Here is a 13,303-nt window from a genome sequence, read left to right on the forward strand (position 1 = left end):
TACAATAGGCGTTTTGCAATAATTATATGTTGAGTAATTTACTATTTGATAAAGTTGATTATTGAAAGGATATTTATAGGCGCAGTCTCTGCTTTTAGTATTCTTTTACCTAAATTTATAGTATTGAAATTTTTAGTTTTAAATAAATCCATTTCTTCGTTACTAAAACCACCTTCTGGACCTATGAAAATATTAAAATTATTATGAGTTTTGATAAGATTTTCAAAATTATCGGGAGTATTAGAATATGGGCAAAGAGTTATATTCATATCATTGTCTGATAGCCGTACAGTATTAATTTCAACGGGAGTATGAATTTTAGGTATAAATACTCTTTCACATTGTTCTGCAGCAGAGATAGCTATTTTATTCCAACGTTCTAATTTTTTATTAAATCCTTTTTTGTCAAATTTGTGGTTTGTGTACTCTGTTATAATAGGATAAATATTATTTACACCAAGTTCTGTAGTTTTTTGTATAATAAGTTCAAAATTTTCATTTTTGATAATAGCTTGATAAATGTTTACAATGTAACTATTTTCATTATGGATTTCTTTTTTTTCTATTACGTCTAACAATATGCTTTTATTGTTTATATCAATGATTTGTGTTCTATATTGCAGGCCATCATTATTATTAAATAATTCTATAAAATCAGATTTTTTAAGTCTAAGCACATTTTTGAAGTAGTTATAATATTCATCAGTGATAGATAGTTTAGTTGTTTGTACCGAAATATCTGCAAAAAAACCTCGAATAGTTCTCATAAAATTAAAATTTGATAAAATACTGTTTCTTATTATAAATTCAGAATCATTTAAAAAGTAGGGTATATTTATGAGTATTTTTAATAAAAGTTTTTTGACTAATTTTATTGCTGCAGTATTAGCTATATTAGGATGGTATTTTGCTGAGCAACACATTAAGAATATCGGGTTTTACGCGCTATCAGGAGCCTTAACTAATTGGATAGCGATATATATGCTTTTTGAGAAAATTCCTTTTCTTTATGGCTCTGGAATAATTCCTAACAAGTTTGAAAGCTTTAAAAAAGCGATAAAAAAAATGATTATGGAACAGTTTTTCTCTCAAGAGAATCTTAATAAGTTCCTCAGTAATGATGATATAAAGAGATATATTGCAAATAATGTAGCTACAAAAATAGATTACAATAAAATTTTTGATAGTTTTCTTGAAATGCTAATGAGTAGTAAGTATGGTTCAATGATCGAAATGTTTTTAGGTGGTAAAGATGGACTAGAGGGTTTACGAAAACCTTTTATTAGTAAACTTGATGCAAAAGTTATTGAGCTTTTGGGTAATCTAAATATAGATACTAATAATATTTCTCAAAAAGCATCAGAAAAAATAGAAAGACTTATAGATGCAAGATTAGATGAGCTAACACCACAGATGGTTAAAGAGATTATTCAAAAAATAATTCGTGAGCATCTTGGTTGGCTTGTTGTATGGGGAGGAGTTTTTGGGGGTATAATAGGATTGGTTGCCAGTTTTATTGCTTAACTGTCAATAATGATTGAATACTATTTACTGACGTAGCTTTTTCTTTCTGCTCTCTTTGCTTATTTTTATGTTTTTCTTTTTGGAGATTTTCTAATAACCATGGTTTTAATTGAGAAAATATATGAACCAGAGCATTATTTGTCATTTCAGCATACTCATCAGAAGTTATATTATTATTATCAAATTTATAATGATACTTTATGGTTTTTATCTCTGTATATCCTGTTCTTTCATTCTTTAAGTAAAACGTAATATAGAAAAAGAATTGTTTATTATCTAAGTCTAGTAGAGGCCCATAAGTAGTAGTTCCAGATAGTGTAAACTCTTGTCTAATGTTAATGTCTTGGAATGCAAGATTATTAACAATATTATTATCAAGAATGTATTCAAATACAGCAACAGTCAGCATCTTTGATACAGGTAAAGCCCATTCACTATTTTTGAAAGTATATAGTCTGTTACCTTTAACATAAAACATTTGTGTAGATTTATATGCTTGAGTTTGGATATTGTAGATGAGTAAGGTTGTACTAATATCAGCATCTTTAGTATCAGGAAGCTTATTAGCCTCTATCTGTTGATTGTATATTACATACTGTTTTTTTGTGGGTACCTCTAAGGGATCTCCAAATATAGAAAAAGCCAATAATTGAAAAGGTATAAGTATCACTGTAAATAAAATTATATATTTTTTCATTATTCTAGTCCTCGTCGTTATGGGTCACGCCTCTAACAATTGTTGATGGATCATAATCAAGTATACTTATTACTCTATTAAGTCGACTAAATGTTTCCTGACCCTCTAGCATAGTGTCATTAAAATTCATAAGAGTTCTGTTAAAGTATATTGATGAATTACTTAAGTTGTACAATAAAATATTTAGGCTATCGGCAAACTCATTAAATCTTTGAATGTTTTCTTGGGACATCATTTTATTAAATTTACTAGAAATTTCTTCGAGAGAACCCGCAATTCCATTTACTTTAGTCAAAATAGTTTCAAGTTGTGAAGGTTTTGATTTTATCTCTGGTATTTTACCTTTTCTTAAATCTATTAAGTCTAAGCTAGTATTTTTTTCTGAAATATCTAAAGAGAGCTCAACTTTAGATTGACCTGTAATACCTACACTTTGTAAAGTTGCTACTGTCTGCTTATATATTGGAATTTGACTGTTTATTTTCATATAAACACTAACAAGTTTAGGATTTTCCTTATTTATTGAAATATCAGATACTTTACCAATATTAAAACCTTTGTACGAGACATCAGAGCCTACATTTAGACCAGAAATGCTCTTAAAATTCGTAACGAATGTAGTGGTGTCTTGGTTTTTAAATCCTCCTGATAGGAAGAAACCTATAAATACCATTACGAATACCATAAAAATTACGAATAGTCCTGCAATTAGGTTTTTTATACTATTTTCATTCATTATAAGCTCCTAATACTTACTATCATTATGTGAATCAAAAAACTTTCTAATACTTTCATACTGAGTTTGTTGTGATACAAATTCAACAGTATCATGTAGCATTATTTTCTTTTCATCCATGTATATAATATCATCAACAATATGCCAAATAGTGCTTAAATCATGAGTAATCATAACTACTGACATTTTAAGCTCTTCTTTTAGATATAAAATAAGATCATCCATAGCTCTAGCAGAGTAAGGGTCTAATCCAGCATTCGGTTCATCTAGAAATACAACTTTAGGATCTAAAACAATAGTTCTGGCTAGAGCAACTCTTTTGAGCATACCACCACTTATTTCTGAAGGATATTTGTTAAATGCTTCTTCTCTTAATCCTACCATTTTTAGTTTGATAATAGCTATATCAGTCAAAACATCTAAAGGAAGGTTTGTATGTTGTTTTAGTGGGAATATTACATTTTGTAAGTTTGTCAAAGATGAAAAAAGGGCACAATGTTGAAACATCATACTCATTGTGCTAGATATCTCTTTACGTTTAATTGGATTATCTGCTAGTTTTGAGATTTCTTGACCTAATAAGAAAATTTTACCAGAATATATTGGTTGTAACATTAAAATTTCTCGCATCAAAGTCGTTTTACCACAACCACTAGCACCGATAATACAGCTGATTTTTTCAAAAGGTATGTCTAAGTTCAGATCTTTATGAATCCATTCTTTACCAAATTTTGTACTTAAATCTCTTACTTGAATTAGGCTTTCACTCATGTTTTTCTCCTAAGATCCATTTAGACCTACTGCGAAGATAGCATCAACCAGTATTATCAAAAATATTGAGTAAACAACACTTGTAGTAGTTGCTTTACCAACACTTTGGGAGTCTCTTTTAACAGATAATCCTTGATGACAACCTATTCCAGCAATTACTAATGCAAAAAAAGGTGTCTTTAGAAGACCTATATAGAAGTGATTTACATTTACATTGGAAAATAGTCTTTCTATAAACTGTAGTGGCGTGATTCCTGCGATTAGGTCGGCAATAATGATACCACCAGTAATATTTGCAATCATAGCTATGACTGTAAGTACAGGTAAGCTAATGACCAATGCCGTTATTCTTGGCAAAACAAGACGTTGCATAGGATCTTCACCTATTGTCTGTAGAGCATCAATTTCTTCATTAACCTTCATTATTCCTATTTCAGAGGTAAATGCAGAACCACTTCTGCCAGCAATAATTATGGCAGTGAATAGTGGAGCAAATTCTCTAAATGATGAAATTCCAAGCATATCAACTACAAATATTTGAGTTCCATACTGCATTAGTAAATTAAGAGGAAGGTATGTTAATACTAAACCTATAATTAATGATAATAGTATTACTATACTCAATGCTCTAATTGTAGAGTCATAACAAATATTTAGAACAATTGAAAAAAAAGCTTTATAAGGTCTACGAATTAATGTTATGTAACCTAAAAAGATAGCTCCAAGAAAGCTTATACTTGTTTTAACTTCTGATAATAAGTTATTTGTATTTTTACCAAGGGTATAAATACTATTGAAAACGACATTTGATTTACTTGATAATTCTTCCTCAGCTGTGGTTGGAAAGTTTTTAAATACAATATTTACAAGATTTTTATCTTTCTCATTAGCAAAAATAATATCTTCTTTTGATAAGTTCAGATCATTTACTGTTTTGATAACTATGTATGCGCCAGCAGTATCTAATGATACAACCTTGGTCAAATCGATTTGTTTTAGTTTATCTTTGCTCCGGCTTATTCTTTTATCAATAAGCTTAGAGTCTATTTGTTTTAGAGTTAATATACCTTCAAAATAAATAGTATCTTGTTTTATTATTATTTCCATTTATTTTCTATATGGCGTTATCTTAATTATTCAAATATACTAAAAAATAATAGTAATACCAACTAGAAGCATATTATTTACAATATTTAATAGAGTCATATTGAGTTAAGTTATTATGCTCAATAACTGAAATAAGTCTGTTTTTATAATCATCTCCATCAAGAGCAGAGTAATTTTCTAAGGTATTTAGTAAATCTTGTTCAGGGAGTTGATTATTGTTTATTTTATCCCTAATTATTCTAAAGTCTTTGAATTTTGAGCCTGTATTTAGCCTATAGTAATAGCCAAGAACGCTTTCCTCAGCACTGTTGAATGTTTCAAGATAGATATTTGCTGACTTAGCCTTGACGCCACAACCTTCATAAAAACAGTGTAGTCCAAAGTAATTGTTATAATCTTTGGAGAATCTGGATGTTCCCCATCCACTTTCAAGAGCTGCTTGAGCCAATACAAAGCTTGTTGGAATTCTTTCAGCTTTAATATTGAGGTATTCTAATTCATTAGCAGAATTATCTATAGAATCAATCTTATAATACTTTAAATATAAGTTTAGCTTGTCAAGCTGTCGGTTACTAAGCGTACGGTTATTGGATAAATCTTTTTGCAATTTATGTATTTGCTCTCTTTGCAAGCATATTTCATTATTAGCTTTTTGGATAGCCGAAAGCATGTACTCTATGAATATTTTTTTTCTTTCCTTAAAGTCTTTAATTTCAGAGAAATTAGGTTTTTTGACTATAAAAGGAGCTCGGGATTCCAAGAAATAATTCATTTTTTCATGTTTAGAGTTACCAATAGGTGATAATATTGCCGCAGATATGAGTACAATAAATACACCAACAAAATACTTGAAGCTTAACTTCTTATCAACTTTATTCATAATCGTAATAATCTTCTTCATAGTCGTCGTAGCTTTCGATAGTTTGTTGTAGTTCTAGTTTTAAATTTAGCATATCTTCAGGAAGTTTGCTTTTAAATCTAACAATCTTTTGAGAGGTAGGGTGTATAAAAGATAGCTTGTATGCATGTAAAGCCTGTCTGTTTATATTTTCTATTCCAATTTTATCTAATTTAGTTGATGACTTATTATAAGTTTGATCGCCAACCAAAGGGTGTTTGATACTCTTCATATGAACTCTTATTTGGTGAGTCCTTCCTGTTTCTAGCTGACATTCAATTAGCGTGAAACCATTATATACCTCTATAGGCTTATAATGTGTGATGGCTTCTTTCCCTTTATAATTGATGGCCATTTTTGTACGATTGTTAAGGTCTCTTCCTATCGGTTGATTAATAGTGCCTTCTTCATAAATTTCACCTTCTACAATTGCAAGATATTTTCGAGATACTTTCCTTTCAGAAAGTTGCTGAACTAAATTATGGTAAGCAATACTACTCTTAGCCGCAACCATCAAACCTGATGTATCTTTATCTAGACGGTGAACGATACCAGCTCTTGGTAATTTGTCTTGATTAGGATATTTGTGGAGTAAGGCATTTGATATAGTACCTGTCATGTTACCAGCACCGGGATGAACAACCATATCGACTGGTTTATCAATTACTATAATATCATCATCTTCAAAAATAACATTTAGATCAATATCTTCAGCTAGCCATTCATTTGTAGGTAGAAGTTCTATATTAATTTCAATCTCTTCATCTCCTAGCAGAATATGTTTTGGCTTAGTGGTCTTTCCATTAATTGTAATTAAACCGTCTTTTATCCATTTCTGTATTTGAGAGCGAGAGAACTGCTCAAATAATTCATTGATCGCGCTGTCAATTCTCTTTCCTGCATGATCAGGATGCATCATAATTTTTTGATGAAATTTATTAGATAGTGTATCATTTGCCATGTTGTATGCTTAATATAAGTATTTTTACTAAAAAGTAATTTTATATAGAATTATATAAGAAAATTCTAAGGATAGTTAAATTAAATGAAAAGGTTTTTATATTTAATAATTACTGCACTTGTGGTAATGATGCTGGTGTCTTGTGGACCTAAAAAAGATAGTGAACTTCCTCAGGTTTATACTGGTTATACAGCAAGCTTTATTTATGCAAAAGCGCATGAACAGATGCAAAATGAAAAGTATTTTGATGCTATTAGATCTTATAAGTCATTAGTAGCACAGTATCCATTTACTCCATTAGCTGAGAAAGGTATGGTTGATTTGATCTATGTTTACTATATGGATGATGAGTCAACTATGGCTTTAGCACTGGGTCAACAATTTATTAAAATGTATCCATATAGTTCATATAAAGGATATGTATATTATATGATTGGTGTCGTTGGATTTGAGGATGGTAGGGGAATGTTACAAACGTATGCCCCTTATGACATGAACTATCATGATCCAACTGGTTACCAAGATGCTTATATTAACTTTGAAAAGGCTATAAAGCTTGATCCAAAAGGTGGTTTTGTTCCTGATGCAAAACGTAGAATGATCTATATAAACAATATTATTGCAGAACATTATTATGATATTGCAAACTTTTATTATAAGCGAGGAGCATATAATGCAGCTTTGGATAGAGCTTCTCAAATTATAAGAAATTATCCACAGAGTACATCGACACAAGATGCTTTAGTATTGACAATTAGAGCATATAATAAGTTAGGTTTGTATGATCAAGCTAAGGACAATATACGAGTGCTTAAGAAGAACTATCCTAAAAATAAGTTTGTAAATAACTTACGTCCAGATGGTACGGAAAATCCTACTTGGTTTGATAGATGGTTTGGCTGGTTGTAGAAATTTTCTCTAAAAATACTTTTGAAATACATAACTCCTTTTCTTTAAAATATTAATGCTTTAGTATATTTCTTATCAAAGAATAATTTCTTGGTAAAATGTACAAAAAAATTATTACAAGCTATATTTTAACCTCGATAGTTGGTTTAGCATATAGTCAAGCGCTTTCAAATACTTCAAATGAAACTTCAAAGTCTAGCTGTCGTTGCTTACCTTCAGAGACGTGCTGGCCTGATTCTAAACAATGGAATGTATTGGCAAAATCACTTAAAGGCAAGCTTATAAAACCAACTTCTGTTTTTTCTACATGTGAAAAAAAATCAGAAAATGATAGTTGTAAATCAAATTTACAAAATATGAAAAATCCTTTTTATATGCAGTCAGATTCTAGTAGAAATGAATCTCAAGGATGGTATGGAGCATGGCATATTCAGCCAAGTAGCTATGCTGTTGAAGCAGAGGATACTCAAGATGTTGTGAATGCTATTAACTTTGCAAGGGAGTATAACTTACGTATTGTTATCAAAGGTGCAGGACATGACTATTTAGGGCGCTCTAGCTCTCCTAATGCATTGTTGATATGGACTCATAATATGCGAAATATTAACTATGATAAACACTTTCATCCTAAGAATTGTCCAAAAGATAAAGAGTATTCGTCAGTTACAGTTGGAGCCGGAACAAGATGGCTTGAGGCTTATGATATTGTTACTAACAAACATCATGAATATGTACAAGGAGGAGGCTGTACAACGGTTGGTGCAGCTGGAGGTTTTCCTCAAGGTGGAGGTTTTGGTAGTTGGTCTAAAAAGTATGGTACAGGTGCGGGTGGAATAGTACAGGCTGAGGTCGTTACAGCAGATGGTAAGATACTTATTGCCAATGAGTGCCAAAATCAAGATTTGTTTTGGGCAATTAAAGGTGGTGGTGGAGGAACTTATGGAGTTGTTACAAATTTAACATTAAGAACACATCAGCTTCCTAGCCATTTTGGTCTGATTAGTGGTGAAATAATAGCGAGCTCTGATGAAGCATATAAGATTTTGATAAAAGAGTTTCTTTCATTCTATTATTCGAACTTGAATAATGAGAATTGGGGTGAACAGTTTGCTTTTCGTCCAAATAATAAGATAACTATAGCAATGGTAACTCAGGGGTTAAGTGAGAAAGAGGCTTTAAAAATTTGGCAACCATTTAAAAAATGGGTAGAAAATCAACCAGATCTTCATTATCAAGCTAAATATATAGATATTCCACCAACTCAGATTTGGAACTATGATTATTGGCATAAAAATTATCCTGATATGGTTGTTAAAAACACTGATCCAGATGCGCGTAATGGAGAGTTTTGGTGGGCTTCAAATACTGGAGAGGTTTCTGCATATTGGTATACTTATCAGTCTTGGTATTTGCCGGAGAAGTTGTTTGATCCTAAAAATATTGACACAACAGCAGACACTTTCTATGAAGTATCTCGATTGGCTCCTGTATCTATACAGATCAACAAGGGGTTAGCAGGCGCATCTAAAAAAGCTTTACATTTAACCAAGCAAACGTCAATGCATCCAAGAGTATATGATGCTGGAGCTTTGGCTATTATGAGCTATAGTACTGATGAACCACAGATTGGCAATGCAAAAATGACTACAGAAACACAACAAAAAATAGATAATATTTATAAAGCCATGAGGATGATTATGTCTTTAGCTCCTAATGCAGGAACCTATGCAAATGAAGCAGATTATTTCCAAAAAAATTGGCAACAAGTTTTTTGGGGAGATAACTATAGTAAACTTCTCAAAATTAAATACAAATATGATCCAAATGGCCTGTTTTATTGTCATCACTGTGTAGGCAGTGAGTATTGGCAAGAAGGAGGTATGTGTAGAAAATAATTAATATCTAGTAAGTTCGCACTAAGCATTTTACTACTGGAAAATTAATTATGAAAATCTAAATAAGAATTTGTATAAGACTATAAAGGATTAGAATTAGTTAGGAATAACTTTGTTTAAGTTTTCGAACATAGTTGCTTGAAGAGCTACATAAACTTGTTCTTCGAAAGCTGCATCGACAGTTTGCCCTTTAGCTATTTGTTCAGCTATTTGCTTAGTAGCCGCGACCATTGCTTTAGCAACAGGATTATCGCTATTTTGAGCAGCTGTGAAGTTACAAGCGTTTTGGCCAAACAGTATGCTATCAGCATCACTTACTTGCTTATATATACCATTTTCAGCGATAGCATTAGCTACAGGAGCTGCTACTGCACTTGCAGGTCTTAACATTAAAGTATGATCTTTAACATAAATAACACCTTCAGAACCTATAGCAATAGCGATAGCATTAACAGCAGCCTTAACAGCCCAATTGCTTCCAAGATTATCTAAATCATATACTTTAATATCACCAACATTAATGATATCTAAGAATTGAGTAAGAATAGATTCTACAGCTTTTTCATCAGATAAGTCACTTAAAACATTTCTTGCTGTAGCAATATTACTATTAGCTCTGATATCAAGTAAATCAGCTTCACATATTGATTGAGCAGTTCTAGGAGAAGCTATTTTCTCTTGAATTCCACTCTCTAAATCACCTAGTGTAGTTACTGTATATGCAAGTGTATTTACATTTGCATATGTAGCGATAGCTTTATCACTGTTACCACCTTGAATAAGTTGGATAGCCTGAATAGTTAAATAGTTAGTTATATTGTTAAACTCTATTGCTGTTTCAGCATCTTTACTATTGATGTTGTATTGACCATTCCAAAGAGCAACTCTTGCACTCCAGAACTTGTCTATATTATTTCTATAACCGATGTAATCAAGAGCACTAGCTGAATTCCATGCAGCAGTCAACTCAGATGAAACAGGTTTAGCAATATCATTATAGTATGCTGTAGGACCATTTACAGTTATATTTTTAATAATATTAAACTGAGCTATTTTTTCTTCAGCATAAGCTTTATCACCATTTTCAATACCTTTTAAGATATCAATTTTAGTGTTTATAGCTTTTAACTCAGCTTTCTTTTGAGCTATTTTACGATCATAATTTAATTGTTTAACTTTTTTACCGATTCCTGAAACATTATTTCTTTTTTCAGTCCATCTTTCGATAGTTTCGTTAATTTCATCTCTTTCAGCTCTATATTTTTCAAGACCTTGAGCAGCAGAAGCTTCATCTTTCATATATATGTCTTTAGGTTTAACAGCATTAGGTATTTTAACTTTACCGTTATTTGTTAAAACTAGACCTCTAGCTATTTTTTCACCATTTGCTTGTATGTTAGCAGCGTCAGCAGCTATGCTTTTGACAGCATAAATTGGAGAGTTAGGATCAGTATCAGCAGCTGTTTCCACTTTATTTGAATAATCAATGATAGAGTTGTTTACAATGTTAGCATTTAAATCATCTGCATAAACAGAAGTAGCTGCAATTGAACCTAAAAGAGCAATAGTGATAGTTTTTTTCATTCCAATCTCCATGATTAATAAAATATTAAATTAGTATTATTTAAGTGTTTAAAATATTTGACTATTATATTTAATGTTAATTTTAAGTCAACATAAAATTTAAAATAAAATTCAAATAATTTACTTATATTTAATAATGTAATCTGAGTATGTGCGGATATTAGTACATATATGTAGTTCAATATGGGATTTGGTAATGAAATTAAAATTAATTTGAGAATTGTGAGTCTAGAATATTAATAATTAATATTACTAAAAATAAAATTAAGATGTTTATTTGTAAACAGGAAATCTATCACAAAGTTCTAAAACTTTTGTCGCAGTTTCATTTTCAATTTTCTCATTTCCACAATTATATACTACATCTGCCAACCAGTTTGCGATTTGCTCACACTCAGCTTCTTTGAATCCTCTCGTTGTGATAGCAGGGCTTCCTATTCTTAAACCACTTGTAACAAATGGAGAGCGAGGGTCATTAGGTATGGAATTCTTATTTACAGTGATATTCGCTCTACCTAAAGCAGCCTCAGCTTCTTTGCCTGAAAACCCTGTATTTGTTATATCTAGTAGTAATAAGTGATTATTGGTACCACCTGAAATAATATTAATGTTACGTTCTTTTAGAACTTTTTCCATAGCCTTAGCATTTCTCAATACCTGTTTTTGGTAGTCAATAAAGCTAGGCTCTAATGCTTCTTTAAAGGCAACTGCTTTAGCTGCAATTACATGCATCAAAGGTCCGCCTTGAATACCTGGGAAAATAGCTGATTGGAATTTTTTAGCTAGTTCAGGATTATCATTACAAAGTATTAACCCACCTCTTGGACCTCTCAGAGTTTTATGAGTAGTTGTAGTTGCAACATCAACATAAGGGAATGGATTTGGATATAATCCAGCCGCAACAAGTCCTGCAACGTGAGCAATATCAGCCATAAGTACAGCATCTACTGAATCTGCAATTTCTCTGAACTTTTTCCAATTAATAATTCCAGAAAATGCGGAGAATCCAGCAATTATCATTTTTGGCTTATGTTCTTTAGCAAGTTCAGCTACCTGTTTGTAGTCTATATCACCATTTTCATCTAGACCATACTGAATAGAATTATAAATTTTACCCGAGAAATTTACTTTACTACCATGAGTTAAATGTCCTCCAGCTCCAAGATCCATGCCAAGAACTGTATCACCTGGCTTAAGTACAGCATTATATACAGCAGCATTTGCTTGTGATCCTGAATGAGGTTGAACATTTGCATAATCAACACCAAATAGTTTTTGAGCTCTTTCGATAGCTAGTTTTTCTGCTATATCTACAAATTCACAGCCACCATAATATCTTTTTCCATGATAGCCTTCTGCATATTTATTTGTAAGTTGAGAGCCTTGAGCCTCCATTACAGCTGGGCTTGCATAGTTTTCTGATGCAATAAGTTCAACATGTTCATGTTGTCTTTTAACCTCAAGTTCTATAGCGTCAAAAATTTCTTTATCAGTATTTTTTAGGCTATTTTTTTCAAAGCTAAACATATTTGGTAGTCTCCTGATATTTTTTAGGTGGATAAAATAAATTAAACGTTTAAAATTATAGCTTATATTATATATATATATAAGCAAATTAAAATAATAGCTATGAGTAAAGTAATAGACTTAGATGAAATAGAGCGTTTACAACGTGAAGAAGAAAACTCGCAATACAAAGCCGTAAAGAGTAAGACTACTGTAAAAAAAGATGCATTAGAGATAACTGATTTTGGTAGATCCTTAACTGAGTTAAGTAAAGAACAGTTAGGTAAGCTACCAATAGATGAAAATCTTAAAAGTAATATTCTTAGTGCTAAAAATTTGCAAAAGATAGCTCTAAAAAGGCAAACACAGTTTATAGGTAAGCTACTACGCAAAACTCATAATTTAGAAGAGATTCATAAGGCGTATGACGTTCTGGTTAATAAAGATAAAGATGCAAATCTTATGATACAGCGTTTGGAGAATCTTAGAAGTAATCTCTTGGATCCTATAAAGGCTAATGAGACATTAGAAAAACTAATACAAGAGCATCCTGATATGGATGTGCAAAAATTGCGCCAGCTAATTAGAAATCATCATAAAGAGGTTGAGAAGAAAAAGCCCAATAAGTCATTTAAGGAAATATTTAAACTTTTAAAAACTTTAGTTTAATTGATTGAATCATTTTATTAATGAAAACAAGAGCTGTTATACTATA

General features: G+C 31.2%; 13 protein-coding genes. 4 read left to right on the forward strand and 9 right to left on the reverse strand.

The annotated features are described in order from the left end of the window. Positions 1 to 41 precede the first annotated feature (41 nt). Positions 42 to 767: a 16S rRNA (uracil(1498)-N(3))-methyltransferase gene (locus tag ACKTR7_RS08510; protein WP_407877905.1), complete on the reverse strand. Its 726-nt coding sequence runs from the start codon at positions 765 to 767 to the stop codon at positions 42 to 44. Between the two features lie 70 nt (positions 768 to 837). Between ACKTR7_RS08510 and ACKTR7_RS08515 the strand changes: the two genes are divergently transcribed. Then, positions 838 to 1,524: a DUF445 domain-containing protein gene (locus ACKTR7_RS08515; RefSeq protein ID WP_407877906.1), complete on the forward strand. Its 687-nt coding sequence runs from the start codon at positions 838 to 840 to the stop codon at positions 1,522 to 1,524. On the opposite strand, the gene ACKTR7_RS08520 is transcribed toward ACKTR7_RS08515, so the two are convergent. From ACKTR7_RS08520 to rluD, 6 genes are all read right to left on the reverse strand, one after another. Further along, entirely contained in the window at positions 1,514 to 2,221 is a 708-nt protein-coding gene (locus ACKTR7_RS08520) for a hypothetical protein (protein WP_407877907.1), read from the reverse strand. The two genes, ACKTR7_RS08515 and ACKTR7_RS08520, sit on opposite strands and share 11 nt — an antisense overlap. A 4-nt stretch (positions 2,222 to 2,225) precedes the next feature. Further along, complete coding sequence (locus ACKTR7_RS08525; RefSeq protein WP_407877908.1) at positions 2,226 to 2,957, reverse strand: MlaD family protein; 732 nt, start codon at positions 2,955 to 2,957, stop codon at positions 2,226 to 2,228. A gap of 9 nt (positions 2,958 to 2,966) precedes the next feature. Beyond that, on the reverse strand, positions 2,967 to 3,728 hold the full coding sequence (locus ACKTR7_RS08530; protein WP_407877909.1) for an ABC transporter ATP-binding protein: 762 nt from the start codon (positions 3,726 to 3,728) through the stop codon (positions 2,967 to 2,969). 9 nt (positions 3,729 to 3,737) lie between these two features. Next, positions 3,738 to 4,835: an MlaE family ABC transporter permease gene (locus ACKTR7_RS08535; RefSeq protein ID WP_407877910.1), complete on the reverse strand. Its 1,098-nt coding sequence runs from the start codon at positions 4,833 to 4,835 to the stop codon at positions 3,738 to 3,740. Between the two features lie 73 nt (positions 4,836 to 4,908). Beyond that, entirely contained in the window at positions 4,909 to 5,736 is an 828-nt protein-coding gene (locus ACKTR7_RS08540) for a glucosaminidase domain-containing protein (protein WP_407877911.1), read from the reverse strand. Continuing rightward, positions 5,708 to 6,694: a 23S rRNA pseudouridine(1911/1915/1917) synthase RluD gene (gene rluD, locus ACKTR7_RS08545; protein WP_407877912.1), complete on the reverse strand. Its 987-nt coding sequence runs from the start codon at positions 6,692 to 6,694 to the stop codon at positions 5,708 to 5,710. The genes ACKTR7_RS08540 and rluD overlap by 29 nt, the downstream gene beginning before the upstream one ends. A gap of 84 nt (positions 6,695 to 6,778) precedes the next feature. Between rluD and ACKTR7_RS08550 the strand changes: the two genes are divergently transcribed. Both ACKTR7_RS08550 and ACKTR7_RS08555 read left to right on the forward strand, forming a co-directional pair. Next, positions 6,779 to 7,603 (forward strand): outer membrane protein assembly factor BamD, encoded by an 825-nt coding sequence (locus tag ACKTR7_RS08550; RefSeq protein ID WP_407877913.1) that lies wholly within the window; start codon positions 6,779 to 6,781, stop codon positions 7,601 to 7,603. Between the two features lie 98 nt (positions 7,604 to 7,701). Next, complete coding sequence (locus tag ACKTR7_RS08555) at positions 7,702 to 9,498, forward strand: FAD-dependent oxidoreductase (protein ID WP_407877914.1); 1,797 nt, start codon at positions 7,702 to 7,704, stop codon at positions 9,496 to 9,498. A gap of 96 nt (positions 9,499 to 9,594) precedes the next feature. Here ACKTR7_RS08555 and ACKTR7_RS08560 read toward each other — a convergent pair whose 3' ends face one another. Both ACKTR7_RS08560 and glyA read right to left on the reverse strand, forming a co-directional pair. Continuing rightward, positions 9,595 to 11,082 carry a coiled-coil domain-containing protein gene (locus ACKTR7_RS08560; protein WP_407877915.1) on the reverse strand — a complete coding sequence of 496 codons (1,488 nt, stop codon included), beginning with the start codon at positions 11,080 to 11,082 and terminating at the stop codon, positions 9,595 to 9,597. A gap of 273 nt (positions 11,083 to 11,355) precedes the next feature. Continuing rightward, a complete protein-coding gene (gene glyA, locus ACKTR7_RS08565) occupies positions 11,356 to 12,609 on the reverse strand; it encodes a serine hydroxymethyltransferase (RefSeq protein WP_407877916.1) in 1,254 nt (417 codons plus the stop codon). Positions 12,610 to 12,711: 102 nt separating this feature from the next. On the opposite strand from glyA, the gene yjgA reads away from it, so the two are divergent. Further along, on the forward strand, positions 12,712 to 13,257 hold the full coding sequence (gene yjgA, locus ACKTR7_RS08570) for a ribosome biogenesis factor YjgA (protein WP_407877917.1): 546 nt from the start codon (positions 12,712 to 12,714) through the stop codon (positions 13,255 to 13,257). Positions 13,258 to 13,303 lie beyond the last annotated feature (46 nt).

This window comes from Francisella sciaenopsi (genome assembly GCF_045862875.1).
Taxonomy (GTDB): Bacteria; Pseudomonadota; Gammaproteobacteria; order Francisellales; family Francisellaceae; genus Francisella; species Francisella sciaenopsi.

Coding starts and splice junctions, on each gene's coding strand:
- ACKTR7_RS08510 (WP_407877905.1), bottom strand. CDS start 767: ATGAGAACTATTCGAGGTTTTTTTGCAGATATTTCGGTACAAACAACT.
- ACKTR7_RS08515 (WP_407877906.1), top strand. CDS start 838: ATGAGTATTTTTAATAAAAGTTTTTTGACTAATTTTATTGCTGCAGTA.
- ACKTR7_RS08520 (WP_407877907.1), bottom strand. CDS start 2,221: ATGAAAAAATATATAATTTTATTTACAGTGATACTTATACCTTTTCAA.
- ACKTR7_RS08525 (WP_407877908.1), bottom strand. CDS start 2,957: ATGAATGAAAATAGTATAAAAAACCTAATTGCAGGACTATTCGTAATT.
- ACKTR7_RS08530 (WP_407877909.1), bottom strand. CDS start 3,728: ATGAGTGAAAGCCTAATTCAAGTAAGAGATTTAAGTACAAAATTTGGT.
- ACKTR7_RS08535 (WP_407877910.1), bottom strand. CDS start 4,835: ATGGAAATAATAATAAAACAAGATACTATTTATTTTGAAGGTATATTA.
- ACKTR7_RS08540 (WP_407877911.1), bottom strand. CDS start 5,736: ATGAAGAAGATTATTACGATTATGAATAAAGTTGATAAGAAGTTAAGC.
- rluD (WP_407877912.1), bottom strand. CDS start 6,694: ATGGCAAATGATACACTATCTAATAAATTTCATCAAAAAATTATGATG.
- ACKTR7_RS08550 (WP_407877913.1), top strand. CDS start 6,779: ATGAAAAGGTTTTTATATTTAATAATTACTGCACTTGTGGTAATGATG.
- ACKTR7_RS08555 (WP_407877914.1), top strand. CDS start 7,702: ATGTACAAAAAAATTATTACAAGCTATATTTTAACCTCGATAGTTGGT.
- ACKTR7_RS08560 (WP_407877915.1), bottom strand. CDS start 11,082: ATGAAAAAAACTATCACTATTGCTCTTTTAGGTTCAATTGCAGCTACT.
- glyA (WP_407877916.1), bottom strand. CDS start 12,609: ATGTTTAGCTTTGAAAAAAATAGCCTAAAAAATACTGATAAAGAAATT.
- yjgA (WP_407877917.1), top strand. CDS start 12,712: ATGAGTAAAGTAATAGACTTAGATGAAATAGAGCGTTTACAACGTGAA.